General features: G+C 62.3%; 38 protein-coding genes. 36 read left to right on the forward strand and 2 right to left on the reverse strand.

The window, feature by feature from the left end; all coding sequences use genetic code 11:
* The 33 genes from FBR05_02940 to FBR05_03100 form a co-directional block, all read left to right on the forward strand.
* The coding region (locus tag FBR05_02940; GenBank protein ID MDL1871140.1) for an elongation factor Tu at window positions 1-115 on the forward strand (115 nt) is incomplete at its 5' end.
* 7 nt (window positions 116-122) lie between these two features.
* A complete protein-coding gene (rpsJ, locus tag FBR05_02945; protein MDL1871141.1) occupies window positions 123-440 on the forward strand; it encodes a 30S ribosomal protein S10 in 318 nt (105 codons plus the stop codon).
* Between the two features lie 11 nt (window positions 441-451).
* On the forward strand, window positions 452-1,171 hold the full coding sequence (locus tag FBR05_02950; GenBank protein ID MDL1871142.1) for a 50S ribosomal protein L3: 720 nt from the start codon (window positions 452-454) through the stop codon (window positions 1,169-1,171).
* A 160-nt stretch (window positions 1,172-1,331) separates the two neighbouring features.
* Window positions 1,332-1,964, forward strand: coding sequence for a 50S ribosomal protein L4 (gene rplD / locus FBR05_02955; protein MDL1871143.1), 633 nt, complete (start codon window positions 1,332-1,334; stop codon window positions 1,962-1,964).
* Window positions 1,965-1,976: 12 nt separating this feature from the next.
* Entirely contained in the window at window positions 1,977-2,264 is a 288-nt protein-coding gene (locus FBR05_02960; GenBank protein ID MDL1871144.1) for a 50S ribosomal protein L23, read from the forward strand.
* A 45-nt stretch (window positions 2,265-2,309) separates the two neighbouring features.
* Window positions 2,310-3,140 (forward strand): 50S ribosomal protein L2, encoded by an 831-nt coding sequence (rplB, locus tag FBR05_02965; GenBank protein MDL1871145.1) that lies wholly within the window; start codon window positions 2,310-2,312, stop codon window positions 3,138-3,140.
* Between the two features lie 62 nt (window positions 3,141-3,202).
* Window positions 3,203-3,484 carry a 30S ribosomal protein S19 gene (rpsS, locus tag FBR05_02970; GenBank protein ID MDL1871146.1) on the forward strand — a complete coding sequence of 94 codons (282 nt, stop codon included), beginning with the start codon at window positions 3,203-3,205 and terminating at the stop codon, window positions 3,482-3,484.
* Between the two features lie 2 nt (window positions 3,485-3,486).
* On the forward strand, window positions 3,487-3,819 hold the full coding sequence (locus FBR05_02975; protein MDL1871147.1) for a 50S ribosomal protein L22: 333 nt from the start codon (window positions 3,487-3,489) through the stop codon (window positions 3,817-3,819).
* Window positions 3,820-3,837: 18 nt separating this feature from the next.
* Window positions 3,838-4,530: a 30S ribosomal protein S3 gene (gene rpsC / locus FBR05_02980; protein ID MDL1871148.1), complete on the forward strand. Its 693-nt coding sequence runs from the start codon at window positions 3,838-3,840 to the stop codon at window positions 4,528-4,530.
* 22 nt (window positions 4,531-4,552) lie between these two features.
* The gene (gene rplP / locus FBR05_02985; GenBank protein ID MDL1871149.1) at window positions 4,553-4,978 is read left to right on the forward strand and encodes a 50S ribosomal protein L16; all 426 of its coding nucleotides are present in this window, start codon (window positions 4,553-4,555) and stop codon (window positions 4,976-4,978) included.
* Entirely contained in the window at window positions 4,965-5,174 is a 210-nt protein-coding gene (locus FBR05_02990) for a 50S ribosomal protein L29 (protein MDL1871150.1), read from the forward strand. Before rplP ends, FBR05_02990 begins: the two co-directional genes overlap by 14 nt.
* Window positions 5,175-5,177: 3 nt before the next feature.
* On the forward strand, window positions 5,178-5,447 hold the full coding sequence (rpsQ, locus tag FBR05_02995) for a 30S ribosomal protein S17 (GenBank protein ID MDL1871151.1): 270 nt from the start codon (window positions 5,178-5,180) through the stop codon (window positions 5,445-5,447).
* Between the two features lie 3 nt (window positions 5,448-5,450).
* The gene (gene rplN, locus FBR05_03000) at window positions 5,451-5,819 is read left to right on the forward strand and encodes a 50S ribosomal protein L14 (protein MDL1871152.1); all 369 of its coding nucleotides are present in this window, start codon (window positions 5,451-5,453) and stop codon (window positions 5,817-5,819) included.
* Between the two features lies 1 nt (window position 5,820).
* Entirely contained in the window at window positions 5,821-6,150 is a 330-nt protein-coding gene (locus FBR05_03005) for a 50S ribosomal protein L24 (GenBank protein MDL1871153.1), read from the forward strand.
* A 110-nt stretch (window positions 6,151-6,260) separates the two neighbouring features.
* Complete coding sequence (rplE, locus tag FBR05_03010) at window positions 6,261-6,752, forward strand: 50S ribosomal protein L5 (GenBank protein MDL1871154.1); 492 nt, start codon at window positions 6,261-6,263, stop codon at window positions 6,750-6,752.
* Between the two features lie 74 nt (window positions 6,753-6,826).
* The gene (locus tag FBR05_03015; protein MDL1871155.1) at window positions 6,827-7,012 is read left to right on the forward strand and encodes a type Z 30S ribosomal protein S14; all 186 of its coding nucleotides are present in this window, start codon (window positions 6,827-6,829) and stop codon (window positions 7,010-7,012) included.
* Between the two features lie 19 nt (window positions 7,013-7,031).
* Window positions 7,032-7,424 carry a 30S ribosomal protein S8 gene (rpsH, locus tag FBR05_03020; protein MDL1871156.1) on the forward strand — a complete coding sequence of 131 codons (393 nt, stop codon included), beginning with the start codon at window positions 7,032-7,034 and terminating at the stop codon, window positions 7,422-7,424.
* Window positions 7,425-7,430: 6 nt separating this feature from the next.
* Window positions 7,431-7,976, forward strand: a complete 546-nt coding sequence (locus FBR05_03025) for a 50S ribosomal protein L6 (GenBank protein ID MDL1871157.1) — start codon at window positions 7,431-7,433, stop codon at window positions 7,974-7,976.
* 2 nt (window positions 7,977-7,978) lie between these two features.
* Window positions 7,979-8,335, forward strand: coding sequence for a 50S ribosomal protein L18 (locus FBR05_03030; GenBank protein MDL1871158.1), 357 nt, complete (start codon window positions 7,979-7,981; stop codon window positions 8,333-8,335).
* A gap of 18 nt (window positions 8,336-8,353) precedes the next feature.
* Window positions 8,354-8,839: a 30S ribosomal protein S5 gene (locus FBR05_03035; protein ID MDL1871159.1), complete on the forward strand. Its 486-nt coding sequence runs from the start codon at window positions 8,354-8,356 to the stop codon at window positions 8,837-8,839.
* Window positions 8,840-8,843: 4 nt separating this feature from the next.
* Entirely contained in the window at window positions 8,844-9,260 is a 417-nt protein-coding gene (gene rpmD, locus FBR05_03040) for a 50S ribosomal protein L30 (protein ID MDL1871160.1), read from the forward strand.
* A 3-nt stretch (window positions 9,261-9,263) separates the two neighbouring features.
* The gene (locus FBR05_03045; protein MDL1871161.1) at window positions 9,264-9,725 is read left to right on the forward strand and encodes a 50S ribosomal protein L15; all 462 of its coding nucleotides are present in this window, start codon (window positions 9,264-9,266) and stop codon (window positions 9,723-9,725) included.
* Window positions 9,726-9,748: 23 nt separating this feature from the next.
* A complete protein-coding gene (gene secY / locus FBR05_03050) occupies window positions 9,749-11,050 on the forward strand; it encodes a preprotein translocase subunit SecY (GenBank protein ID MDL1871162.1) in 1,302 nt (433 codons plus the stop codon).
* A gap of 3 nt (window positions 11,051-11,053) precedes the next feature.
* A complete protein-coding gene (locus FBR05_03055; GenBank protein ID MDL1871163.1) occupies window positions 11,054-11,722 on the forward strand; it encodes an adenylate kinase in 669 nt (222 codons plus the stop codon).
* A gap of 27 nt (window positions 11,723-11,749) precedes the next feature.
* The gene (map, locus tag FBR05_03060; protein ID MDL1871164.1) at window positions 11,750-12,502 is read left to right on the forward strand and encodes a type I methionyl aminopeptidase; all 753 of its coding nucleotides are present in this window, start codon (window positions 11,750-11,752) and stop codon (window positions 12,500-12,502) included.
* Window positions 12,503-12,561: 59 nt separating this feature from the next.
* Window positions 12,562-12,780, forward strand: a complete 219-nt coding sequence (gene infA, locus FBR05_03065) for a translation initiation factor IF-1 (GenBank protein MDL1871165.1) — start codon at window positions 12,562-12,564, stop codon at window positions 12,778-12,780.
* Between the two features lie 22 nt (window positions 12,781-12,802).
* Window positions 12,803-12,916 (forward strand): 50S ribosomal protein L36, encoded by a 114-nt coding sequence (gene rpmJ, locus FBR05_03070; protein ID MDL1871166.1) that lies wholly within the window; start codon window positions 12,803-12,805, stop codon window positions 12,914-12,916.
* Window positions 12,917-12,928: 12 nt separating this feature from the next.
* Window positions 12,929-13,312 carry a 30S ribosomal protein S13 gene (gene rpsM / locus FBR05_03075; protein MDL1871167.1) on the forward strand — a complete coding sequence of 128 codons (384 nt, stop codon included), beginning with the start codon at window positions 12,929-12,931 and terminating at the stop codon, window positions 13,310-13,312.
* A gap of 21 nt (window positions 13,313-13,333) precedes the next feature.
* Complete coding sequence (rpsK, locus tag FBR05_03080) at window positions 13,334-13,771, forward strand: 30S ribosomal protein S11 (protein MDL1871168.1); 438 nt, start codon at window positions 13,334-13,336, stop codon at window positions 13,769-13,771.
* A gap of 78 nt (window positions 13,772-13,849) precedes the next feature.
* Entirely contained in the window at window positions 13,850-14,476 is a 627-nt protein-coding gene (rpsD, locus tag FBR05_03085; GenBank protein ID MDL1871169.1) for a 30S ribosomal protein S4, read from the forward strand.
* Window positions 14,477-14,505: 29 nt separating this feature from the next.
* Entirely contained in the window at window positions 14,506-15,540 is a 1,035-nt protein-coding gene (locus FBR05_03090) for a DNA-directed RNA polymerase subunit alpha (protein ID MDL1871170.1), read from the forward strand.
* Window positions 15,541-15,554: 14 nt separating this feature from the next.
* Window positions 15,555-16,121 carry a 50S ribosomal protein L17 gene (locus tag FBR05_03095; protein ID MDL1871171.1) on the forward strand — a complete coding sequence of 189 codons (567 nt, stop codon included), beginning with the start codon at window positions 15,555-15,557 and terminating at the stop codon, window positions 16,119-16,121.
* Window positions 16,122-16,178: 57 nt separating this feature from the next.
* Complete coding sequence (locus FBR05_03100; GenBank protein MDL1871172.1) at window positions 16,179-16,703, forward strand: TlpA family protein disulfide reductase; 525 nt, start codon at window positions 16,179-16,181, stop codon at window positions 16,701-16,703.
* Window positions 16,704-16,727: 24 nt separating this feature from the next.
* On the opposite strand, the gene FBR05_03105 is transcribed toward FBR05_03100, so the two are convergent.
* Complete coding sequence (locus FBR05_03105) at window positions 16,728-17,111, reverse strand: aspartate 1-decarboxylase (protein ID MDL1871173.1); 384 nt, start codon at window positions 17,109-17,111, stop codon at window positions 16,728-16,730.
* Between the two features lie 42 nt (window positions 17,112-17,153).
* Here FBR05_03105 and FBR05_03110 point away from each other — a divergent pair, with 42 nt between their 5' ends.
* The gene (locus FBR05_03110) at window positions 17,154-17,465 is read left to right on the forward strand and encodes a hypothetical protein (GenBank protein ID MDL1871174.1); all 312 of its coding nucleotides are present in this window, start codon (window positions 17,154-17,156) and stop codon (window positions 17,463-17,465) included.
* Window positions 17,466-17,485: 20 nt separating this feature from the next.
* Here the strand turns inward: FBR05_03110 and ptsP are convergent, their stop codons facing one another.
* Complete coding sequence (ptsP, locus tag FBR05_03115) at window positions 17,486-19,741, reverse strand: phosphoenolpyruvate--protein phosphotransferase (GenBank protein MDL1871175.1); 2,256 nt, start codon at window positions 19,739-19,741, stop codon at window positions 17,486-17,488.
* Between the two features lie 27 nt (window positions 19,742-19,768).
* On the opposite strand from ptsP, the gene FBR05_03120 reads away from it, so the two are divergent.
* On the forward strand, window positions 19,769-20,017 hold the full coding sequence (locus tag FBR05_03120) for a hypothetical protein (GenBank protein ID MDL1871176.1): 249 nt from the start codon (window positions 19,769-19,771) through the stop codon (window positions 20,015-20,017).
* A 31-nt stretch (window positions 20,018-20,048) separates the two neighbouring features.
* Window positions 20,049-23,042, forward strand: coding sequence for a hypothetical protein (locus tag FBR05_03125; GenBank protein ID MDL1871177.1), 2,994 nt, complete (start codon window positions 20,049-20,051; stop codon window positions 23,040-23,042).
* Window positions 23,043-23,217 lie beyond the last annotated feature (175 nt).

Raw genomic sequence — 23,217 nt, forward strand, 5'->3', positions numbered from 1 at the left:
GGCGATCACGGTGGAGCTGATCACGCCTGTGGCGCTGGAGAAAGAGATGCGGTTCGCGATCCGCGAGGGCGGACGCACCGTCGGCGCGGGCGTCGTCACCGAGATCATCGAATAGAGGAACTATGGAAACCCCAGGACAAAAAATCCGAATCCGGCTCAAGGCCTTCGATCACAAGTTGTTGGACCAGTCGGCTTCCGAAATCGTCGAGACGGCGAAACGCACGGGCGCCCGCATCGCGGGGCCGGTCCCGCTGCCCACCAAGATCGAGCGCTACACGGTGCTTCGTTCGCCGCACGTCGACAAGAAGTCGCGCGAGCAATTCGAGATTCGGACCCACAAACGTCTTTTGGATATTCTCGAACCGACCCAGCAGACCATCGACGCCCTGATGCGGCTCGACCTGTCGGCGGGCGTCGAAGTCGAGATTAAGATGGTATGAGCAAGAAAACGATCAAACCGGGACTCATCGGCAAAAAAATCGCCATGACCCAGATTTTCGGGGACGGGGGCGATTACGCCGGCGCCACGGTGCTGCAAGTCGGCCCCTGTTTCGTGACTCAGGTCAAGAGCGGCGCGAAGGAAGGCTACAACGCCCTCCAGCTCGGCTTCGGCGAGCTCGAGTTCCGCCGCGTCAACCGCGCGACGCGCGGGCACTTTGAGAAGAAGGGTCTCAAGGCCTTCCGCCACCTGCGCGAGATCCGCGTCAGCGACGCCGGGGCCTTCCAGATCGGCCAGAAGCTCGACGTCTCGGCCTTCCAAGTCGGCGACCGCGTCGACGTGACTGGCGTCTCGAAGGGCAAGGGTTTTCAGGGCGTCATCAAGCGGCACCACAAGGCCGGCGGTCCCGCCAGCCACGGTTCCTGCTTCCATCGCTCGACGGGTTCCATCGGTCAGCGCACCTATCCCGGCAAGGTCTTCAAGCTGATGGGGCTGCCGGGTCACATGGGCGACGAGCGGGTCACGGTCCGCAACCTGAAGATCCTGCGGGTCGACGCCGCGCGCAACCTTTTGGTGTTGAACGGCGCGGTGCCGGGCGGGGAGAACGCGATCCTGCTGGTCCGCAGCGCGGACCCGGGCTTCGAGAAGCGCCTGAAGTCGCAAGAGGCCCCCAAGGCCGCCGAGGCGGCGCCGGCCGAGGCCGCGCCCGCGGAGGAGGCCCCGGCTTCCTAGGGGCGAACCTCGTGTTCGCCCGACGGATGGCGGCGGATTGACAACGCTGTAGGGGCCGTTCGCGAACGGTCCCTACGGAGATTGCAAGATCTCCGGTTTCAAAATTGAGAGAAATCTCGGGTAGATTCGTAAGATTTGCCCCCCATTGACGGAAGATTTTATGAGCACATTAGCCTTATACAGCCAAGCGGGCAAAAAGGTCCGCGACATCGAAGTGGCCGAGGGTCTGCTGGCCGGGCCGATCCGCAAGGGCCTGCTTTACTACATGGTCCGCAATCAGCTCGCCAACCGGCGGGCCGGCACGCACGCGACCAAGACCCGCGGCATGACCACCGGCTCCACCAAGAAGATCTACCGCCAGAAGGGCACCGGCAACGCCCGCCACGGCGACATCAAGGCCCCGATCTTCGTCGGCGGCGGCCGCATCTTCGGGCCGCATCCCAGGGATTACAGCTACACGACGCCTAAGCCGGCCAAGCGCCGCGCCCTGCAGACCGCCTTGGCCCTCAAGAACAAAGACGGAGCCCTGCGGGTGGTCGAAAACCTGACGTGGAAAGAGATCAAGACGAAGCAAGCCGCCGAGTTCTTCAAGGCCCTCGAATGCAAATCCGCCTTGTTGGTCATCGCCGGCGCCGACGACAAGGTCGAGAAATCGGTCCGCAACCTGAAGGGCTTCAAGGTGCTGCGCGCCGAGGGCCTGAACGTCTACGACATCCTGAAGTACGATCAATTGGTTTTAACCGAAGACGCCTTGAAGGCGGTCGTCGAACGCCTCGGCGAGACGATTCAATAGCGAGTTGTTTTTATGGAAATGCACGAAATCATCCGTCGCCCGTTGATCACCGAAAAGGGCACGCAGCTGCGCGAGATCCAAAACCAGTACCTCTTCGAGGTCGACCAGCGGGCGAGCAAGCACCAGATCAAGGGCGCGGTGGAACAATTGTTCAAGGTGCACGTCGAGGACGTGAAGACCCTGGTCGTCCGCGGCAAGATCAAGCGCGTCGGCCGCAGCATCGGCAAGCGTTCCAACTGGAAAAAGGCCTACGTCACCCTGAAAGAAGGCGAAAAAATAGAATTCTTTGAAGGAGTCTAAGTCCGGCCCTGAGCGCGGGACGGAGACCCTAGAACCGAGTTTTTTATGCCAATGAAAGAATACAACCCGATCACCCCCGGCCGCCGGCAGATGAACGTCTCGGATTTCGCCGAGATCACCAAGAAGCGCCCCGAGAAGTCGCTCTTGGCGCACAAGACCCGCTCGGGCGGGCGCAACAACCACGGGCGCATCACCACCCGCCACATCGGCGGCGGGCACAAGAAGCGCTACCGCATCATCGACTTCCGCCGCGACAAGCTGGACATTCCGGCCAAAGTGGCCGCGATCGAATACGATCCCAATCGCAACGCGCGGATCGCGCTGCTCTTCTATGCCGACGGCGAGAAGCGCTACATCATCGCGCCGCAGTCCCTGGGCGTGGGCCGTCAGGTGATCGCCTCGGAGAGCGCCGACATCCTTCCGGGCAACGCTCTGCCGCTGCGCAACATCCCGGTCGGTACCAACATTTACAACATCGAGCTCAAGGTCGGGAAGGGCGGCCAGATCGCCCGCAGCGCCGGCACCTTCGCGCAGCTGATGGCGAAGGAAGGCAAGTACGCCCTGGTCAAGCTGCCCTCCGGCGAGGTCCGCAAGGTCTTCATCGACTGCATGGCGACCATCGGCGAGGTCAGCAACCCCGAGTTCGAGAACACCACCTGGGGCAAGGCCGGCCGCACCCGCTGGCGCGGCATCCGTCCGACGGTCCGCGGCATGGTCATGAACCCGGTCGACCACCCGCACGGCGGCGGCGAGGGTTGCAGCAAGGGCGGCAACCATCCCAGCAGCCCCTGGGGCACCCCGGCCAAGGGTTATAAGACGCGTCAGAACAAGCGGACGCAAAACATGATCGTGAAGGATCGCAGAAGCAAACTGTAATGTAGGGGCCGTTCGCGAACGGCCCCTGCGGAGACCGTAACAACCGCACGTTAGGATTCATTATGCCTCGTTCCTTAAAAAAAGGCCCCTGGGTCGACCCCTCCCTGCAAAAGAAGGTGGACGCCCAGCAGGACCAAAGCAGCAAGAAAGTGATCAAGACCTGGTCGCGCCGCTCGATGATCACGCCCGACTTCGTGGGCCTGACCTTCGCGGTGCACAACGGCCGCAAGTTCATCCCCGTCTTCGTCACCGAGAACATGGTCGGCCATAAGCTGGGCGAGTTCGCCGCGACCCGCACCTTCCACATGCACTCGGGCGACCGGAAGACCAAGGAGGCCAAGTAGCCATGTCCGCCAAAGCCTGCATCAGCTATCTTAGGGTGACCCCGCGCAAGGCGCGGCTGGTGGCCGACTTGATCCGCGGCAAGAAGGTCCAAGCGGCCCTCGACCTGCTGTCCTTCACCAACCGCTACGTCGCCAAGGATTTCAAAAAACTGCTCCGCTCCGCCCTGGCCAACGCCGAGCAGAAGGGCGGCATGGATCCGGACAACCTCATCGTCAAGACGGTGATGGTCGATCAGGGTCCCACGATCAAGCGCTGGCAGGCCCGCGCGCGCGGCTCCGCCTACAAGATCGAAAAGAAGACCAGTCACATCACTTTAATCCTGGAAGAGAAATAGGCAGGAATAGGAAGCACTATGGGTCAGAAGGTTCATCCAATCGGATTTCGCGTCGGGATCACCAAGCCGTGGCTGTCCAAGTGGTACGCCAAGCGCAACTACGCCGAGTTCCTGCACGAGGACATCAAGTTCCGCCGCGAGGTGAAGAAGAAGCTTTATTCGACCGGCGTCTCCAAGATCGAGATCGAGCGCGCCGCCCGCAAGGTGAAGGTCATCATTCATACCGCGCGCCCCGGCCTGGTCATCGGCAAAAAGGGCGCCGGCATCGACCAGCTCCGCGCCGAGCTGGCCAAGAAGAGCAACTGCGAGGTCTTCCTCGACATCCAAGAGGTCCGCAAGGCCGAGATCGACGCCCAGCTGGTCGCCGAAAACATCGCCATGCAGCTCGAGCGCCGCGTCGCCTTCCGCCGCGCGATGAAGAAGGCGGTGCAGTCCGCGCAGAAGTTCGGCGCCAAGGGCATCAAGGTCATGGTCGCCGGCCGCCTGGGCGGCGCCGAGATCGCCCGCACCGAGTGGTACCGCGAGGGCCGCGTTCCCCTGCAGACGCTGCGCGCCGACATCGATTACGCGACCGCCGAGGCCAACACGACTTACGGCCTGATCGGCGTCAAAGTGTGGATCTTCAAGGGCGAGATCCTGGGACCGGTCGAGACCAAGGCCGTTCCGTTCCAGGCCTCCACCACGCCGGCTCCGGCCGCGGCGGAAGAATAGAGCTTATAAAGGGATTTGAATCATGCTGATTCCCAAAAAGGTTAAGTACCGAAAACAACAAAAGGGCCGGATGCGCGGCAAGGCCTATCGCGGCTGCAACCTCAATTTCGGCGACTTCGCGATCCAGGCCGTCGACTGCGGGCGACTGACCTCGCGCCAGATCGAGGCCGGCCGCATCGCGATCAACCGCTGCATCAAGCGCGGCGGCAAGCTGTGGATCCGGGTCTTCCCGGACAAGCCGATCACCAAGAAGCCCCTCGAAACCCGCATGGGAAAAGGCAAGGGCAACCCCGAGGAATGGGTGGCGGTGATCAAGCCGGGACGCATCATCTACGAGATGGAAGGCGTCGAGAAGGGCATCGCGATCGAGGCCCTGACCCTGGCCAAGCACAAGCTGCCCGTCCGCACCAAAATCGTGACCCGGGAGGGATACCGTGACGCCAAGTGAGATCCGCGAGAAGAATTTGAAGGAACTGGCGGTCCTCGAAAAGGACCTGCGGGAAGAGCTCTTCAAGCTCAAGATGCAGAACGCCACCGGTCAGCTCGAGAAAAACCACCGGGTGACCGAGGTGAAGCGCGACATCGCGCGGGTGCTGACCGTGGCCCGCCAAAAGCGCGCCGCCGAGAAGGGAGCGAAGGCCTAATTTATGTCCGAACAGACCCACAAAAGAAAAACCAAAGTCGGCACCGTCGTCAGCAACAAGATGCAGAAGACCGTCACCGTTTCGGTCGACCGCCTCGTGATGCACCCGACGGTGAAGAAGTATTACAAGCGCCGTTCCACCTTCAAGGCCCACGACGAGAAGGGGCTGTGCAAGGTGGGCGATCAGGTCCAAATCATCGAGACCCGGCCGCTCTCCAAGACCAAGCGTTGGGCGGTGCAAGCGATCCTCAAAAAGGCGGAAGGCCTGGAGTAAGCCATGATTCAGCAGCAAAGCATTCTCGATTCAGCCGACAATTCCGGCGCCAAGAAACTGATGTGCATCAAGGTGCTCGGCGGCACGCGCCGCAAGTACGCCACCATCGGAGACGTCATCGTCGTCTCGGTGAAAGAGGCGCTGCCCGACTCGAAGGTGAAGAAGGGCGACGTCAAGAAGGGCGTGATCGTCCGCACCCGCAAGGAGATCAGCCGCGTCGACGGGTCCTACATCCGCTTCGACCAAAACTCGATCGTCCTCATCAACGACGCCGGCGAGCCGATCGGCACCCGCATCTTCGGGCCCGTCGCCCGCGAGCTGCGCGCCAAGAAGTTCATGAAGATCATCTCGCTGGCCCCGGAGGTCCTCTAAGATGCCGAAGCAAGGTCACATTCGAAAAAACGACCAGGTCATGGTCATCACCGGGCGCGACAAGGGCAAGATCGGCCGCGTGCTCCGCGTCCTTCCCAAAGAGGGAAGGGTGGTCGTCGAGAAGGTCAATGTGGTGAAGCGCCACACCAAGCCTTCGGCCAAAAACCGCCAGGGGGGCATCCTCGAGAAAGAGCTCAGCATCCACGTCTCCAACGTGATGTTGCTCGACCCGAAGAAGGCCGAGCCGACCCGCGTCGGTTTCAAGGTGGCGGACGGCAAAAAGGTCCGCGTCAGCAAGAAGAGCAAGGAAGTCATCGAAGCGAAAAAGTAGGGCTGCAAGGTCCCCGAGGGGACATGCAGGCCGAAGCATAAAAAGCAGGTAATCCCGTGGCTACGTCGAAATACGAAGAAAAATACAAAAAAGAGGTCGTTCCGGCCCTGATGAAGGAGTTCAACTACCAGAACGTCATGCAGGTTCCGCGCCTCGAGAAGATCGTCGTCAACATGTCGCTCGCCGAGGCGCTGCAGAACAGCAAGGTGCTCGACGTGGCGGCCGAAGAGATCAAGTCGATCACCGGTCAAAAGCCGGTGATCACCAAGGCCAAGAAGTCCATCGCGTCGTTCAAGCTGCGCGAAGGGCAGAAGCTGGGCGTGATGGTCACCCTGCGCAAGGACCGCATGTACGAGTTCCTCAACCGGCTTTGCAACATCGCCCTGCCGCGCGTCCGCGACTTCAAGGGCATCAGCGGCCGGGCCTTCGACGGGCGGGGCAACTACACCCTGGGCATCACCGAGCAGATCATTTTTCCGGAGATCAACTACGATCGGATCGACAAGATCCGCGGGATGAACATCACCATCGTGACCACGGCGGTCAACGACGAGGAAGGCAAGGCGCTCCTGAAACACCTGGGGATGCCGTTCAGAAATTAATGGTAGGGGCGAACCTTGTGTTCGCCCCCTAGCACGGAGGGCGAACACAAGGTTCGCCCCTACAGGAAGAGACAATGGCTAAAACATCGTTAATGGTCAAAGCGGCTCGCAAGCCGAAATTCAAGGTGAGGGCTTACAACCGGTGCCCGTTGTGCGGGCGTCCCCGGGCGTTTCTTCGCAAGTTCAAGATGTGCCGCCTTTGCTTTCGCAAACTGGCCCGACAGGGCGAAATTCCCGGCGTGACCAAGGCCAGCTGGTAAGAAATTTGGAGACAGGCAGATGACAGATCCCATTGCAGACATGCTAACCCGAATCCGCAACGCGGCCCGCGCCCGTCACGAGGTGGTGGAAATTCCCGCCTCCAAGATGAAGGTCGCCGTGGCGCAACTGCTCAAGGACGAGGGCTTCATCAAGGACTTCCATGTGGTCGAGCACAAGAACCAGGGGAAGATCCTCGTGAACCTCAAATACCGCGGCAAGAACCAGTCCTGCATCATGGGACTGCGCCGCATGAGCAAGCCCGGTCGTCGCGTCTACGTCGGATACGAAAAGATTCAACCCGTGCTCAACGGTTTGGGCGTCGCCATCCTTTCCACCCCCAAGGGCATCTTGACCGACAAGAAGGCCCGTGAGTTGAAAGTCGGCGGAGAACTCCTCTTAAGCGTTTGGTAAAAAACTATGTCGAGAACTGGACGAAAAATCATTCCGATCCCGGACAAGGTGAAGGTGAAGCTGGCGGGCGAGGCCATCGAAGTGGAAGGCCCGCTCGGCAAGCTGAGCCGCAAGATCCATCCGATCATCAAGGTGGTCCAAAAGGACAAGAGCCTCGAGGTGCAGCGCGGCGACGACCAGCCGCAGACGCGTTCGCTCCACGGACTCACCCGCGCGCTGGTGGCCAACATGGTCCACGGCGTCACCGAGGGTTTCACCCGCGAGCTCGATATCCAAGGCGTCGGTTACCGCGCCGAGGTGAAGGGCAACGATCTCAATCTGACCCTGGGCTTCTCGCATCCGGTCGTTTTCCCGATCCCTACCGGGATCAAGATCACTGTCGACAAACAGACCCACTTGGTCGTGAAGGGGCAGGATCGCGAATTGGTCGGGCAGGTCGCCGCCAACATCCGCGAGCTGCGTCCCCCCGAGCCCTACAAGGGCAAGGGTATCCGTTATTCCGACGAAGTCGTGCGCCGCAAGGCGGGCAAGACCGCCGCGGGAGGTAAATAATCATGAGCGCCAGCAGCAAAATCAGCGGCCGCATCCGCCGCAAACTCAGGATCCGCAAAAAAATCACCGGCACCCAGGAGCGCCCGCGCCTGACGATCTACCGCAGCCTGAAGCACATCTATGCCCAGGTGATCGACGACAGCACCGGCCGCACCCTGGTCTCGGCTTCGACCAACGAAAAGGGCCAGCCCGAGGGGCGCCGCAACAAGGTCAGTGCGACCGACTTGGGCAAGCGCATCGCCGAGAAGGCCAAGTCGGCGCAAGTAGAGAAGGTTGTCTTCGACCGCAACGGATACATCTATCACGGCTGCGTGAAGGCCTTCGCCGACGCCGCCCGCGAAGCCGGACTGCAATTTTAAAGAGAAAGAAAAAAGCTTATGGCAAGACGATTAGAATCGAACGACAGCGAACTCACCGAACGCCTGGTCAGCATCAACCGCGTCGCCAAGGTCGTGAAGGGCGGACGGCGCTTCAGCTTCAGCGCCCTGGTGGTCGTCGGCGACGGCAAGACCAAGGTCGGCATCGGCCTGGGCAAGGCCAACGAGGTCCCCGAGGCGATCCGCAAGGCCACCGACCAGGCCCGGAAGACCATGGTCTCGGTGCCGGTCATCAAGGGGACGATTCCCCACGAGATCGTCGGCAACTACGGCGCGGCGCACGTGCTGCTCAAGCCGGCCGGCGACGGTACCGGCGTCATCGCCGGCGGCGCGGTCCGCGCGGTGGTCGAGTCCGCGGGCATTCACAACATCCTGACCAAGTGCATCGGCACGAACAATCCGCACAACGTGGTCAAGGCCACCCTCAACGGCCTCACCATGCTGCGGTCGGTCGAGCAGGTCCAGGCGACGAGAAGGGCGGGTTGACGTCATGGCAGGTTTCCTCAAAGTCGAGATGATCCACAGCGCGATCGCCCGCGACCAGCGGCAAAAAGATACCCTGCGAGGGCTCGGCCTGCGGCGCCGCCACCAGCAGCGCATCCTCGAGGACACCCCCGCGGTGCGCGGCATGATCCGCAAGGTTTTCGATCTGGTCCGTTTCGAGCCGGTCGCCGGCAAGCCGGTCCAGGCCGCGGCGGTTGTCACCTACAAGCTCGGGCCCAAGCCCGACGCCGCCCAAGTCAAGGTCTCCAGGACCCAGGCCCGCAAGGCCGCGCGTCTCGCCGCCGCGGCCCAGGGCGAGGCTCCGAAGAAATCCAAGACGGCGAAGTCAAGCGCCGCCAAGGCCGAGGCCGCCAAGCCCGCGAAGGCCGCCAAAAAGGCCCCGGCGAAAAAATCCAAAGGATAGGTTATGGGAAAATTCTTAAGCGAGATGAAGCCGCCCCGCGGGGCCGTCAAGAACAAGAAACGCCTTGGCCGAGGCGACGCCTCCGGCCACGGCGGTACCTCCACCAAGGGACACAAAGGGCAGAGGGCCCGGGCCGGCGGTTACCACAAAGGTCCGACTTTCGAGGGCGGTCAGATGCCCCTGGTCCGTCGCGTTCCGAAGCGCGGCTTCACCAACATCTTCCGCAAGGAATACACGGTGGTGAACTTGGCCGACCTCGAGGGAATCCCGGCCGGCACCGTCGTGGACGCCGCCTATCTCAAGGCCAACCGCCGGATCCGCAAGCTGCGGGACGGCCTCAAGGTCCTGGGGGACGGCGAGCTGAAGGTGGCCCTGACCGTCGTGGCCGAAAAGTTCTCCGAGACGGCCAAGCAGAAGATTGAAAAGTCAGGCGGCACCGCGAAGCTCGCGCAGGCCGCGTCTTAACCTCCATTGTCTCTTAAAAATACATGTCCAGTATCGGAAACATCACCAAACTGCCGGAGTTGCGCAAGCGCATCCTTTTCACCATCCTGATGCTGGGCGTCTACCGCATCGGCGTCTACGTCCCGACCCCGGGCGTCAACCCCGACGCGATCGCCAAGCTGGTCAACCAGGGCACCGTCTTCGGCATCTTCAACCTGTTTTCGGGCGGCGCGCTCGAGAACTTCTCGGTCTTCGCGCTGGGCATCATGCCCTATATCAGCGCCTCGATCATCTTCCAGCTCCTGGCGGTTGTCATCCCCGCCCTCGAGAAGCTGCAGAAAGAGGGCGAGTCCGGCCGCAAGAAGATCACCCAATGGACCCGCTACGGCACCATCGTCCTAGCGATCATCCAGGGCCTGGGCATCAGCTACGGCCTCGAACAGCAGGGCGTCCTGTTGCCGGGCGCGGGCGGGCTTTCCTTCTACATCCTGACCGTCACGACCCTGGCCTCGGGCACCGCCTTCATCATGTGGCTGGGCGAGCAGATCACCGAGCGCGGCATCGGCAACGGCATCTCGCTGATCATCTTCGCGGGCATCGTCACGCGCATCCCCGGAGCGATGCGCGACGCCTGGAACGTCAAAGAACAGTTCGGCAGCCTGCTGGGCTTCCTGCTGCTCCTGGCCTTCATCGCGGCCGTCATCGGCATCATCATCTTCTGTGAGCGCGGGCAGCGCCGCATCCCGATCAACTACGCGAAGCGGGTGGTGGGCCGAAAGATGTACGCCGGGCAGTCCAGCCACCTGCCGCTCAAGATTAACACCTCGGGCGTCATCCCGCCGATCTTCGCCTCCTCGCTGATCCTGTTCCCGGCGACCATCGCCCAGTTCGTGCAGAATCCCAAGATCCAGGCATTGGCCAGCAGCCTGTCCACGGGCTGGCTGCACACCGCCCTCTACGTCTCGCTGATCATCTTCTTCTGTTATTTCTATACCGCGGTGACCTTCAACCCAGTCGACGTCGCCGACAACATCAAGAAGTTCGGCGGCTTCATTCCCGGCATTCGGCCGGGCAAGCCGACCGCCGACTACATCGACCGCGTGCTCTCGCGCATCACCCTGGGTGGCGCGATCTACGTGGCGGCCATCTGCGTGCTGCCCGAGATCCTGATCACCCGCTTCGGCATTCCGCAGTCCCTCGCCGTGACCTTCGGCGGCACCTCGCTCTTGATCGTCGTCGGCGTCGCGATGGACACCGTCGCCCAGATGGAATCGCACCTGCTCACCCGCAACTACGAGGGCTTCCTCGGCGCCAAGGCGGGCAAGTTCAAGGGAAGAAGGCGATAGACGATGAACCTCATTCTCCTAGGCGCGCCGGGGGCCGGCAAGGGCACCCAATCGAAATTGCTCCAGGAGAAGTGGAATATCCCGCAGATCTCGACGGGCGACATGCTGCGCGCCGCCAAGCAGGCCAAGACGCCGCTGGGGCTGAAGGCCGAGACCTTCATGAACGCCGGCAAGCTGGTCCCCGACGAGGTGGTGATCGGCCTGATCCGCGAGCGGCTAGCGGCGCCCGACACCGCGCGAGGTTTCATCCTCGACGGCTTTCCGCGTACGGTCGCCCAGGCCGAGGCCTTGGGGGATTTGCTGAAGGATTTGAATCGCCGCCTCGACGCCGTGGTGAACCTCGAGGTCCCCGAGGCCGAGTTGGTCGAGCGCCTCACCGGCCGCTGGACCTGTTCGAACTGCGGCACCGGTTTTCACCTGCGTTTCTCTCCGCCGCGGCAAGCGGGGGTCTGCGACCGTTGCGGCGGTAGCCTGATCCAGCGGGAGGACGACCAAGAGGCCACCATCCGGCGCCGTTTGAAAGTTTATCTCGAGCAGACGGCCCCCCTGGTGGCCTATTACGAGAAGGCCGGTCTCCTGAGGGGCGCCTCCGGGATCGGCTCGACCGAAGAGGTCTTTGCGCGTTTGTCCTCCATCGTGGACGGCCTTTCCATTGCGGGGGCCACTGGGTAGAATTTGCGGCATGTCGAAGGTGGTAGCGTGATTACCCTGAAGTCCAAGGATGAGATCGAGAAGATCCGGCGCGCCGGCCAAGTGGTGGCCGAGTGCATCCTGCGCACCGCTGAGCAGGTCAAGCCGGGGGTCACGACCCTCGACCTCGACCGGATCGCCGAGGAGTTCATCGTCTCCCAGGGCTTGAGGCCGGCCTTCAAGGGCTATTTGGGCTTCCGGCACACCCTCTGCCTCTCGATCAACGAGGAGGTGGTCCACGGGATCCCCTCGAAGAAGCGGGTCCTGAAGGAGGGGGATATCCTGGGGATCGATTGCGGGGCGATTTACGAGGGATTTTATGGGGATAGCGCCCGAACCGTCCCCTGCGGCAAGGTGGACCCCGAGGTGCAGCGCCTGATGGACGTCACCCGGGAGTCCCTCGACCGGGGTATCGAGCAGATGCACCCCCATAAGCGTCTGTACGATATCGGGGCGGCCGTTCAGGCCCATGCGGAGGGGCAGGGTTTCAGCGTGGTCAAGGAGTACGTCGGCCATGGGATCGGCCGGGCCCTCCACGAGGACCCCCAGGTCCCCAATTACGGGACCCCGGGGACCGGGATGCGGCTGAAGGAGGGGATGGTCCTGGCCATCGAGCCCATGGTTAATCTGGGGGGGCAGGAGACCTATATTTTAGGGGATGGTTGGACGGTGGTGACCAAAGACGGCAGTTTTTCGGCACATTTTGAAGACACCATCGCCATCACAGAAAAGGGCCCTGAGATCTTGACGCGTTTAAAATAAATGTGTATAGGGCGAAACCTTTTTTTTAAAGGCTTACGCCCACTTATATCGCGAGGTTTATGTCCAAAGAAGAGTCTATCGAGGTCGAAGGGACGGTTTTAGAGCCCCTTCCCAACGCCATGTTTCGGGTCGAACTCGAGAACGGACACAAAGTGCTCGCTCATATTTCTGGCAAAATGCGGATGCATTTTATTAAGATTCTGCCCGGCGATAAAGTGAAGCTTGAACTTTCTCCCTACGACTTGAGCCGCGGTCGCATCACGTACCGCGCGAAGTAGAAGAAACGACAAAGAGAATCCTATGAAAGTCCGTTCCTCGGTGAAAAAGATTTGTCCCAAATGCAAGATCATCCGTCGCGAGGGTGTGGTCCGCGTCATCTGCGAAAACCCCCGGCACAAGCAGAAACAAGGTTGAGGATTTAGATTTATGGCACGTCTCGCGGGAGTCGATCTCCCCAGCAAAAAGCGCATCGAAATCGCCCTGCAATATGTCTTCGGCATCGGCCAGACCCGTGCCAAAGAGATCCTGAAGGCGACCAACATCGACCCCAACCTGCGCGCCGAAAAGCTGAGCGACGCCGAGGTCGCCCAGATCCGCGCCTACATCGATTCCAATTTCAAGGTCGAAGGCGATCTGCGCCGCGAGATCTCGATGAACATCAAGCGCCTGGTCGACCAGGGCACCTACCGCGGTTTTCGGCACCGCAAGGGCCTGCCGGTCCGCGGGCAGCGCACCAAAACCAACTCGCGCACCCGCAAGGGCCCGCGCAAGACCGTGGCGGGCAAGAAGCAGGCGCCCTCGAAAGGTTAATCTCTCATAAAGGCTTAAATCATGGCGAAAGAGCAGGCCCCGGCGTCCGCAGCCCCCGAAGCGGCGGCGAAACCTGGGAAGAAAGTCAAAAAGAAGAAGAAGGTCAAAAAGAACGTCGCCATCGGCGTCGTCCATATCAACGCGACCTTCAACAACACGATCATCACCGTGACCGATCCCTCCGGCAACGTCATCGCCTGGAGCACCTCGGGCGCCAAGGGCTTCAAGGGCTCCCGCAAAAGCACGCCCTTCGCCGCGCAGATCGCCGCCGAAGACGCCGTCCGCAAGGCGATGGAACACGGCTTGCGCACCGTCTCGGTTCTGGTCAAGGGCCCGGGAGGCGGCCGCGAGTCCGCGCTGCGCGCCATCGCCAACACCGGAGTGCGGGTCACCTACATTCGCGACGTGACGCCGATCCCGCACAACGGCTGCCGTCCGCCGAAGAAGCGAAGGGTATAGTTTTAAGTGCCTAAGTGTCCAAGTGCCTAAGTGTCTAAGTATTTTTTTGGGACACTTTAGAATTGATAGAGGTTTTGAATGGCTAGATATAACGAATCTGTTTGCAGGTTGTGCCGGAGAGAAGGCGTAAAGCTCTTTTTGAAGGGCGACCGCTGCTACACCGACAAGTGCGCCATCGAGCGCCGCGCCTACGCCCCCGGCCAGCACGGCCAGGCCCGCACCAAGTTTTCCGAGTACGGCACCCAGCTTCGCGAGAAGCAGAAGGTCAAGCGCATCTACGGCCTGCTCGAGAAGCAGTTCCGCCTCACCTTCGGCGAGGCCGAGCGCCGCAAGGGCGTCACCGGCGAAAACCTGCTCAACCGCCTCGAGTCCCGCATCGACACCTTCGTCTACCGCGCGGGCTTCGCGAACAGCCGCAACGAGGCGCGCCAGCTGGTGCTGCACGGGCATTTCAAGGTGAACGGCCGCAAGGTCAACACGCCTTCCACCGTGCTCCGGGCGGGCGATGTCGTCGAGCTGCGCGAGAAGAGCCGCAAGGTCGAGCGCATCGTCAAGGCCCTCGAGGCTGTCGACCGCCGCGGTCTGCCCTCGTGGGTCGAGCTCGACAAGGGCGCCTTCAAGGCCACGGTCAAATCGACGCCGGTCCGCGCCGAGCTGACCTTGCCGATCACCGAGCAGCTGATCGTCGAATTGTATTCGAAATAAAGAAATAGAAAATCGGAGGATGGATCGACATGGCTAATGCGATCGTCGCGAAAAATTGGCGCAGTCTGATTAAACCCAAAATTCTCGAGGTCGAGAAGGAAAGCCACACCTCGACCTACGGCAAGTTCATCGCCAAGCCGCTCGAGCGCGGCTTCGGCCTCACCATCGGCAACGCCCTGCGCCGCATCCTGCTTTCCTCCATCCAGGGCGCCGCGGTCACCTCGATCAAGATCGACGGGGTGTTGCACGAGTTCTCGACCGTCCCCGGCGTGAAAGAGGACGTTACCGACATCATCCTCAACATCAAAGAGCTGAAGCTGAAGCTCCACACCGTCGACGAGGACGTCATCCGCATCGAGACGAAGGGCGACAAAGAAGTCAAGGCCGGCGACATCGTCACCACGCAGAACGTCGAGGTCCTCAACCCCAACCTGCACATCGCCACGCTTTCCCCCGACGCCAAGCTCAACGTCGAGATGAAGGTGAAGATGGGCAAGGGCTACGTCGCCGCCGAGTTCAATAAGACCGAGGGCGACCCCGTCGGCACCATCGCGATCGACGCCCTGTTCGGCCCCATCCTCAAGGTCAACTACAACGTCACCAACGCCCGCGTCGGCCGCAGCACCGACTACGACCGACTGACCCTTGAGGTCTGGACCGACGGCAGCGTGCTCCCCGAGGACGCGGTGGCCTATGCCTCCAAGATCCTCAAGGACCAGCTGTCCATCTTCATCAACTTCGAGGAAGAGGTCGAGCCCGAAGTCATCGAGGTCTCCGAGGATCGCCCCAGCTTCAACGAAAACTTGAGCAAGCGGGTCGACGAGCTCGAGCTGTCGGTGCGTTCTGCCAACTGCCTGCAGAACGCCAACATCAAGTACATCGGCGAGCTGGTGCAGAAGAGCGAGAGCGAGATGCTCAAGACCAAGAATTTCGGCCGCAAGTCCTTGAACGAGATCAAGGAGATCCTCTCCGAGATGGGCTTGGGCCTCGGGATGAAGGTCGAGGGCTGGGTCATGCCGACCGGCGGCTCCGAAGAGCCTCCGCCTCCCCCGGAAGACATCTAAAGTAAAGGTTCGTTATGCGTCATCAAGTCCGTAAAAAGCGCTTCGGCCGCACCACCTCGCACCGTATGGCTATGTTCCGCAACATGGTCACCTCGCTCATCATCGAAGAGCGGATCACCACGACGGTGGTCAAGGCCAAAGAGCTGCGCCGCTTCGCCGAAAAAATGGTCACCCTCGCGAAGACCGGCACCCTGCACGCCCGTCGTCAGGCCGCCGCCTTCGTCCGCACCAACGACGCGGTGAAGAAGCTCTTCGCCGAGCTGGGCCCTCGCTTCCAAGAGCGCAAGGGCGGCTACACCCGCATCCTCAAGCTGGGCAACCGCCTGGGCGACGGGGCGCCGATGGCGATCATCGAGTACCTGGGCTATCAGGCCAAGCCGAAGAAGGCGAAGGCCGAGGCCGGCCAGGGCGCCGAAGAGGCCCCGAAGGCCGAAAAGAAGGCGAAGGCCCCCAAGAAAGAAAAAAAGGCGGAACCGAAGGCCGAGAAAGAAGCCAAAAAAGAAGAGAAGAAGCCCAAGGCCGAAAAGAAGCCCGCCAAGAAGGCCGAGAAGCAAGAGAAGCCCAAGAAGAAAGAAAAATAGGGCTCGGTATTCAAGCTTTAAAACGCCCCGCCCGCGCGGGGCGTTTTCATTTTCGCTATGAACCAACGCGCCGTCATCTTTATCCTGCTTTTCGCGATCGCCGCCTCGGGGATCTACCTGCTCTTTCGGCGGGACTTCACCAGCGGCCCCAAGCTGGGCGCCTTCGCGCCCGAATTTACCCTGAAGGACGCCCAACAGCGGGATATCCCGCTCGCCTCGCTGCGCGGCAAGGTCGTCCTGCTCAACTTCTGGGCCACCTGGTGCGGGCCCTGTCAGGAGGAGATGCCCTCGCTGGAGGCCCTCTATCAGCGCTACAAGGACAAGGGCTTCGTGGTGGTCGGCGTCAGTCTGGACGAAGAGGGCTGGCCCGCGATCGAGGCCTTTACCAAACGCATCCCGGTGAGCTTCCCCGTCCTCCTGGACGCGCAGCAAGCCACCAGCGACCTCTACCAGGTCTACCGCATCCCCGAGACCTACCTGATCGACCCCAGCGGGAAGATCGTCGACAAGTTCGTCGGGCCGCAGAATTACGACAAGGAGATCTTCTACAAGAAGGTGGAGCGGCATTTGCCGTCTTCGTAGGGGCGAACGAAGGGTTCGCGGTTGTTACTTTTTGAAGTACTTCAGCCCCTGCGACTTCTCCGGCACGATTTGATTGTGGGCGTCGACCAGGACCACCTTGGGCTGGTGGCCGGCGAGCTTCTCTTCCGGGAGGCTGACAAAGCTGGTAATAATGACGATGTCGCCCTTCTTGGCAAGATGGGCGGCGGCGCCGTTGATGCAGACGGTGGCCGAGCCGCGGGGGGCGGCGAGGGCATAGGTCTCGAAGCGGTTGCCGTTGGTGACGTCCCAGATATGAACGTGCTCGTGGGGAAGGATGTCGGCGGCCTCGAGAAGATCGAGGTCGACCGAGACGCTGCCTTCGTAGTGCAGGTCGGCGTCGGTGACCGTGGCCCGGTGGATTTTGGATTTTAGTAGATTTCGAAACACGCTTTCAGCCTAATATGTCCCGAGAATGGGTGTCAAGTCGGCATGATGATTAGGAAAATCCTCCAGCGCGCTTCCAGTTGGGCCCACAGCCTGAGCCATTTCGGCAACTTGGGCAAAACCGCCGCGACCCGCGCCTTCCTCCGGAAAGAGCGCAAGAAGCTATTAATGAAGCTGGGAGAGCGGGTGGTGCTGTGGGTGCAGGACCATTCCGAGGCGCCGATGGAGGTCCGGCGCGCCGTGGAGCAGATTCGCAAGTTGGACGCCCTTTTGTCCAAGCGCGATTTTGGGGGAGAGAACGGCGCGGACTTCGTCCCCGCTCCCAAGTCCCGCGGGTCGAGAAAGCGTAAGCCCTGACCCTCCTCGCTCAAGCCGTCTTACTTACTATTGTGGAACTCTTCCAAAACGGCCTTAACCTCCTGAATCGTCGTTGCGAGCAAGGCTTGCTTGGCCATTTCCTCGGCCTTCCGGTGACTCAGTGCCCGAATGACCCGCTTGGCCGCCGGAATGAAGGCCGGCGTCATCGAGAGGTGGGTGATTCCCAATCCGACCAATAGAGGGATGATGGCGGGGTCGCTGGCCGCCTCTCCGCAGACCGCAACGGGTTTCTGCGCCGTCGCTCCCGCCTCCGCCACCCGCGCGATGCCGGCGAGGACGCCGGGGTGCAAGATCTCGAAGTACGAGGCGACATGTTCGTTATTCCGGTCCACCGCCAAGGTGAACTGGATCAAATCGTTGGTTCCGATGCTCAGGAAGTCGGCGTGCCGGGCCAGCAGGGGGGAGAGATGGACGGCGCTGGGAATCTCGATCATGACGCCCAGCTCGATCCTCGGGTCGAAGGGAATGCCCTGCTCGGAAAGATCTTGTTGGATCGCCCCCAGCATTTTCTGGACCTCGCGGATTTCCTCCATTCCCGAGACCATCGGGATGAGCAGGCGCATAGGCCCGAAATGCGAGGCCCGAAGCAGGGCTCGGAGCTGGGCTCCCAAGATGTCCGGCCTGGACAGCAGGAGGCGGATCGATCGATTGCCCAGGAAGGGGTTCTCTTCCTGGATGGCGTGGAGCGCCGCGATCGGCTTGTCTCCCCCGGCGTCCAGGATACGGAAGGTGATGGGCAAGCCGTCGGCGTCTTCCACCATTCGCCGGTAGAGATTGAATTGCTCCTCCTCGTCCGGGAGGGTCGACCGCTTCAGGAAGAGGAACTCGGTCCGGAACAGGCCGACGCCCTCCGCGCCGAGATTGCGGAGGGTTTTTAGGTCGGCCGCGAAGCCGAGATTGGCCTCGAGGCCTATCCTTCGCCCGTCGCGGGTGGCGGCCGGCTGGAAAGCGACGGCGTCGAACTCGACCATCGATTCGATGCGCCTTTCTTCCAGCGCCTCGTATTCGTCGAGCGTAGCGGGGTCCGGGTTGAGGATCACCCGCCCCTTGTCGCCGTCCACTATCAGCAGGTCTCCCGGAGTCGCGCTCTCCGCGATGCCCGGAACCCCCATCACGGCGGGCACGCCCAGCGAACGCGCCAGGATGGCGGCGTGGGAGGTGGGGCCGCCCGTCGTCGTGACGATGCCCAGAATTTTTTGCGGATCCAGCCGCGAGGTGTCGGAGGGGCCGAGGGATTTTGCCACCAGGATGCCCGACCAATCTTCCCTCAGGCCCTGAACGCCGATTTTTAAAAGATTCCCCAGGGTTCGTTCCCGCAGCTCCTCGAGGTCGACGGCTTTTTCCTCGAAACCGGGACTGGGGTTCGACCGGATCGCGCTGATAAACTCCGAAAAGACGTCACCGGCGCTCTGGAGCGGGCTTTTTCCGTTTTTCACCTCGGTTTCCATCCGGAGCAGGAAGTCGGGGTCGGAAAGCATCATCCGGTGGCTGCCGAAGATATCGGATTCGCGTTTCGAGGACTCCTTTTCCACCCTCCGCTCGAGGCCGAGCAGGTCCTGCGACGCCTGCTCGAGGGCGCTTTGCAGGAGTTCCCATTCGTGCGCGACGTCGTAGGATCCTTGCGCGACGGGCGTCGCAAGGCCCCCGCCACGGAGGAGCAGCGCGGGGCCGATGCCGAAGCCGGGGGAGGCGGCTATTCCTTCGAATACCACCTGGCCCGGCTTGCCCCGCACTTGACGTTTGGCGCGTTCGAGGGCCGCAATGGCCGGCAGGGTGCCGGCGAGCTGCAGCGCGATGAATTCGAGGAATCGCGCCTCCTCGGGCTTGAGGGGCTGGGGACGGGCGCTTTGCAGCACCAGCAAGCCCGAAATTTCTTCCCGATGGACCAAGGGAACGGCGATACAGGAGCTGTGGCGGTCTTCCAGGAAGGCCGTTTCCATTTTCCGGGTCGCGAGCTCTAATAGCTTCAGGTGGGTCGCCGGGAGCACATGGCCGACGGCGCCGAAATCCACGGCGTCGGTCGCGACCAGCTTCAGCTGTTCCTGGTTGAGCTCGTAAAGGGAGCACAGCTCCACCTTGAAATGGCCCCTGATTACCTTGACGATTTGGGTCAAAGAACTCGATGCATGGCTGGAGACCTTGAGGGCCTCCATGATGAGCGAGAGGGTCCTGGCGGCTTGCGATTGGGGGGACATAAAACACTTTATCATGATTCCGAGGGAAGATATAGGTAAAGCCAGCCGCGCGATTTTCATGTATGGTCTTCATAGGACGGAGGATTCGTGATCCTGAACATCGACAACCTGAGCGTCTCCCTGCGGAATGCCTGGGCGGACCTTGCCGCCTCTTTGGAGAGACTGGGCTACGACATCAAGGTCTTTTCCGGCAGCAAGGGCGCCAAGGTTTTTGCGAAAGAAACCGGCGCCGAGGCCGGCGAAATCAGCGCGGAGATGGCCGCGGATGAAGAGATCGACTACATTCTTTATTCGAGGTTGAACCTCAAGCGAAAGGCCGAAGAAACCGGGGGCTGAGCACGCCTTCCCACCACATCGTCGGGCCTTCATCGGACTCATCCGGAGGAATGGATCACTCTTGGCACGGAAGCCCAGCCGCAAGAAGAAAGGAGCTCCGCTCGAAATCGCCGGGCGTTACCGGGTGGTGCGCCCCTTGGGCCAAGGAGGAGGCGGCGCGGTTTACCTGGTGCAAGACCGCCTTGCCGGCGAGCGGCCCATGGCCCTCAAGCTGGTGGAGGGCCTTTCCGAAAGCGCCCCGGCCGTCGCCGACCTGAAGAACGAATTTTCCACCTTGAGCCTGCTGCGGCATCCCCACCTCGCCGCCGTCTACGACCTCGGCGCGACGGATCGCGAAATGTTCTTCACCTCCGAGTGGATCGACGGCCGCGACCTCCTGCAGGCGACGGGGGAGGCCGACCTCAACACCGTCTTTCAGCTCTTGGTCCAGGTCTTGCGGGCCCTCGACTTCCTGCACCAGCGGGGCGTCTTGCATCTGGACCTCAAGCCCGCCAACATCCTGGTGACGGCCCCGGACCGCACCGGCGAGCTGACCGTCAAGCTCATCGACTTCGGCATCGCCCAATGGAAGCGGCGGGGCCTCGCGCAGGCCGGGGGATTTTCCGGGACGCCGCCCTACGCCGCGCCGGAATGCCTGCAAGAGCGCGAGCCTTCCCCCGCCGCCGATATCTATTCCCTCGGGATGCTGCTGCATCAAATCTTCGCGCGGCGCTTTCCCTTCGCCTCGCAAGATCCCTTCGAGATCCTTCCGCTGCAAACCTATAAGGACCCGGAGCGCGTCACGGGCCTGGATCCGGCCCTGCCCGACGCCTTCGCGGACCTGCTGCGCCGGATGGTGCTGCGGAAGCCGGAAGAGCGCTTCGCCAGCGTGCGCGAGGTGTTGGAAGAGCTCAACCGGATCTTGGGCGAGAACTTCAGCCTGCGCGGCCAGCAGGCGCCGGGCCGCATCCTGGAAGAATCCGACCATCTCTTTTACCCCGAGATCCTGGAGGCGCTGTCCGCGGCCCTCGCTGCCGGACGATCGCTCTGTCTCTCCGGACCGGAGGGCGCGGGGAAGACGCGCCTGGTCGAGCGGTTGAAGGCGCAGCTCCAGCTGCAGGGGCGGCGCCCCTGGTACTTTTGGGATCGGAAGGCCTGGGAAGAATTCGCCGCCGCCGCGGAGGCGGCGGACGACCGGCCCATCCTGTTGGATTTAGAAGACACGTCTTCCGGCGACATGGCGGCGGGGCGGGGCGGGGCTCCACGAGTTTGGACGAGCCGCGATGCGGGAGCGGCTTTGCCCGGCGAGGATCTTTTGCGAGTCCCGCCTCTCGACGAACCGAAGGTTCGGACCTTTTGCGAGGCGGAAATCCAAGGCGCCCCCGCGGAGCTCGCGGGGCAGTTGGCGCGCAGCACGAAAGATCTTTACCCAAGGCGTTTCGGCGAGCTCCTGCAGGCCCTGCGGGAGGAGGGGGCGATCGCCTGGGAGCAGGGCGGCTGGCATTGGCGGGGCAGCCTGCCGGTGGACGGCGAGGCCTTGCTGAAGCGCCAATCCCATCGCGAGGCGAAACGAAAGTCCGAGGTTCGCGAGTTCTTGGCCGGCTCGGGCCTCAGCCTGCCCGCGGCGGCCTTGGAGGGCATGCTCGGCTTCGAGACCGGGGCCCTGCGGGACGCCTTGGCGGGCTGGATCGGCGAAGGATGGCTGCGCGCGGAGCTGGTGAACGGGGTGCTCTGCTACTCCATCGGCGCCGCGGGATCCGATCGGGCCTCCGCCCGGGCCGCGGATCCGGCGGGCCTCGCGGAGTCGCTGAACGCGCTCTACGACCAGGGCAAGTTCGCCGCCGGCATCGCCTGGTTCGAGGAGGCGCTCCAGGCCTCGGGCGGAGCGGCGGTCCCGCCGCCGGTCCGGCTCGCCGGCGCGCGCCTCCACGTCGCGGAGGGCCAGGCCGAACGGGCCTTGGAGCTGCTGCAAGACCTGTCCTTCGATGCCGCCGACGCGCAAGGCCTGCTCTTCGAGACGCGGGCCCGCGCCGAGAACCTCCTACACCGCTTCGATCGGGCCAAGGCCGACCTGGCCGAATGCGAGCGGCGTTACTCGACCTCGCAGAACCTGCGCGGCCTGGCGCGCGCCTGCAACCTGCGCGGCCTGCTCTTTCGCGTCGAGCGTCGCTGGCCCGAGGCCGAGGAAAACCTGCGCCTGTCGGTGCAGCACGCCGTCGCCGCGGGCGATCTGTACTGTGCGGGCATGGCCCAGACCAATTTGGCCCTGATCTTCCAAGAGCAGGGCCGGGTCGAGGACGCCTATGCCGGCTACCAAGAGGCCTGGGACTACGCGCGGCGCGAGCCGCACCCCTTCCTGCTGCAGTCGCTGTATCAGAAGTGGATCAACCTCCTGCATCACGGCGGCAAGTCGGCCGAGGCCGAGGCCGCCTGCTACGAATGGATGAAGCGGGCCATCCAACACGGTTACCGGGACCAACAGGCCATCGCGCTGAATTATCTCTCGCTCATCGCCGGGAGGCAGGGGCGCCCGGAGCTGCGGGTCTCCTACCTGGACCAAGCCATCGCCCTGCTGGACGGGAAAAAGCACCCGCGCTTCCGCGCGCAGTTCCTCGTCAACCGCGCCTACCTGCACTGGAGCCAAGGGCGTTTCCTCCCCGCGCAGCTCGACGCCGAGGCCGCCCTGCAGCTGGGGCGTCTGTGGCCGGACGACCGGCTCTTGGGCTGGCTTTACATCATCCTGGGGAAGGTCTACCGCGATCGCGCCCAGCCCGACCTGCCGAAGAGCGAGGAGTTTTTCGAAAAGGCCCGCGACAATATCCTGAAGAACGACAATCGCGAATCGCTGTGGGAGGTGGAGTACAACCGCGGCCTCCTCGCGAAGGCGAAGGGCGAGATCCCGGAGGCGCGGGAGCGGCTCCTCGCGGCGAAACAGGCCGCCCTGGCCTACGCGGAAAAATTACCGGAGGCCCTGCGGGCGAGCTACCTGAGGGACCGCAAACTCGAGAGCGTCCTGCAAGAGCTGGCGGCCCTGGAAGCGGAGTGATTCCGGGGCCCCGGCGGCGGGGGCAACTCTAGGAGCCGATTCTCCGATAAACCTTGTGGGTTCCTCCGAGCAGCGCTTTACTATAAGCTTATCGGAGCATCGGATTGCCGAATGGGGGGCTTCCTTGACGTGGATTTTACCAAATAACTTATCGAAATTATTTAACAATTTAGCC

This window comes from Deltaproteobacteria bacterium PRO3 (assembly GCA_030263375.1).
Classification (GTDB): domain Bacteria; phylum UBA10199; class UBA10199; order DSSB01; family DSSB01; genus DSSB01.

What these genes read in the sequence shown, in the direction of transcription:
- rpsJ (MDL1871141.1), top strand. Translation starts at nt 123, where the DNA reads ATGGAAACCCCAGGACAAAAAATCCGAATCCGGCTCAAGGCCTTCGAT.
- rplD (MDL1871143.1), top strand. Translation starts at nt 1,332, where the DNA reads ATGAGCACATTAGCCTTATACAGCCAAGCGGGCAAAAAGGTCCGCGAC.
- FBR05_02960 (MDL1871144.1), top strand. Translation starts at nt 1,977, where the DNA reads ATGGAAATGCACGAAATCATCCGTCGCCCGTTGATCACCGAAAAGGGC.
- rplB (MDL1871145.1), top strand. Translation starts at nt 2,310, where the DNA reads ATGCCAATGAAAGAATACAACCCGATCACCCCCGGCCGCCGGCAGATG.
- rpsS (MDL1871146.1), top strand. Translation starts at nt 3,203, where the DNA reads ATGCCTCGTTCCTTAAAAAAAGGCCCCTGGGTCGACCCCTCCCTGCAA.
- FBR05_02975 (MDL1871147.1), top strand. Translation starts at nt 3,487, where the DNA reads ATGTCCGCCAAAGCCTGCATCAGCTATCTTAGGGTGACCCCGCGCAAG.
- rpsC (MDL1871148.1), top strand. Translation starts at nt 3,838, where the DNA reads ATGGGTCAGAAGGTTCATCCAATCGGATTTCGCGTCGGGATCACCAAG.
- rplP (MDL1871149.1), top strand. Translation starts at nt 4,553, where the DNA reads ATGCTGATTCCCAAAAAGGTTAAGTACCGAAAACAACAAAAGGGCCGG.
- rpsQ (MDL1871151.1), top strand. Translation starts at nt 5,178, where the DNA reads ATGTCCGAACAGACCCACAAAAGAAAAACCAAAGTCGGCACCGTCGTC.
- rplN (MDL1871152.1), top strand. Translation starts at nt 5,451, where the DNA reads ATGATTCAGCAGCAAAGCATTCTCGATTCAGCCGACAATTCCGGCGCC.
- FBR05_03005 (MDL1871153.1), top strand. Translation starts at nt 5,821, where the DNA reads ATGCCGAAGCAAGGTCACATTCGAAAAAACGACCAGGTCATGGTCATC.
- rplE (MDL1871154.1), top strand. Translation starts at nt 6,261, where the DNA reads ATGAAGGAGTTCAACTACCAGAACGTCATGCAGGTTCCGCGCCTCGAG.
- FBR05_03015 (MDL1871155.1), top strand. Translation starts at nt 6,827, where the DNA reads ATGGCTAAAACATCGTTAATGGTCAAAGCGGCTCGCAAGCCGAAATTC.
- rpsH (MDL1871156.1), top strand. Translation starts at nt 7,032, where the DNA reads ATGACAGATCCCATTGCAGACATGCTAACCCGAATCCGCAACGCGGCC.
- FBR05_03025 (MDL1871157.1), top strand. Translation starts at nt 7,431, where the DNA reads ATGTCGAGAACTGGACGAAAAATCATTCCGATCCCGGACAAGGTGAAG.
- FBR05_03030 (MDL1871158.1), top strand. Translation starts at nt 7,979, where the DNA reads ATGAGCGCCAGCAGCAAAATCAGCGGCCGCATCCGCCGCAAACTCAGG.
- FBR05_03035 (MDL1871159.1), top strand. Translation starts at nt 8,354, where the DNA reads ATGGCAAGACGATTAGAATCGAACGACAGCGAACTCACCGAACGCCTG.
- rpmD (MDL1871160.1), top strand. Translation starts at nt 8,844, where the DNA reads ATGGCAGGTTTCCTCAAAGTCGAGATGATCCACAGCGCGATCGCCCGC.
- FBR05_03045 (MDL1871161.1), top strand. Translation starts at nt 9,264, where the DNA reads ATGGGAAAATTCTTAAGCGAGATGAAGCCGCCCCGCGGGGCCGTCAAG.
- secY (MDL1871162.1), top strand. Translation starts at nt 9,749, where the DNA reads ATGTCCAGTATCGGAAACATCACCAAACTGCCGGAGTTGCGCAAGCGC.
- FBR05_03055 (MDL1871163.1), top strand. Translation starts at nt 11,054, where the DNA reads ATGAACCTCATTCTCCTAGGCGCGCCGGGGGCCGGCAAGGGCACCCAA.
- infA (MDL1871165.1), top strand. Translation starts at nt 12,562, where the DNA reads ATGTCCAAAGAAGAGTCTATCGAGGTCGAAGGGACGGTTTTAGAGCCC.
- rpmJ (MDL1871166.1), top strand. Translation starts at nt 12,803, where the DNA reads ATGAAAGTCCGTTCCTCGGTGAAAAAGATTTGTCCCAAATGCAAGATC.
- rpsM (MDL1871167.1), top strand. Translation starts at nt 12,929, where the DNA reads ATGGCACGTCTCGCGGGAGTCGATCTCCCCAGCAAAAAGCGCATCGAA.
- rpsK (MDL1871168.1), top strand. Translation starts at nt 13,334, where the DNA reads ATGGCGAAAGAGCAGGCCCCGGCGTCCGCAGCCCCCGAAGCGGCGGCG.
- rpsD (MDL1871169.1), top strand. Translation starts at nt 13,850, where the DNA reads ATGGCTAGATATAACGAATCTGTTTGCAGGTTGTGCCGGAGAGAAGGC.
- FBR05_03090 (MDL1871170.1), top strand. Translation starts at nt 14,506, where the DNA reads ATGGCTAATGCGATCGTCGCGAAAAATTGGCGCAGTCTGATTAAACCC.
- FBR05_03095 (MDL1871171.1), top strand. Translation starts at nt 15,555, where the DNA reads ATGCGTCATCAAGTCCGTAAAAAGCGCTTCGGCCGCACCACCTCGCAC.
- FBR05_03100 (MDL1871172.1), top strand. Translation starts at nt 16,179, where the DNA reads ATGAACCAACGCGCCGTCATCTTTATCCTGCTTTTCGCGATCGCCGCC.
- FBR05_03110 (MDL1871174.1), top strand. Translation starts at nt 17,154, where the DNA reads ATGATGATTAGGAAAATCCTCCAGCGCGCTTCCAGTTGGGCCCACAGC.
- ptsP (MDL1871175.1), bottom strand. Translation starts at nt 19,741, where the DNA reads ATGAAAATCGCGCGGCTGGCTTTACCTATATCTTCCCTCGGAATCATG.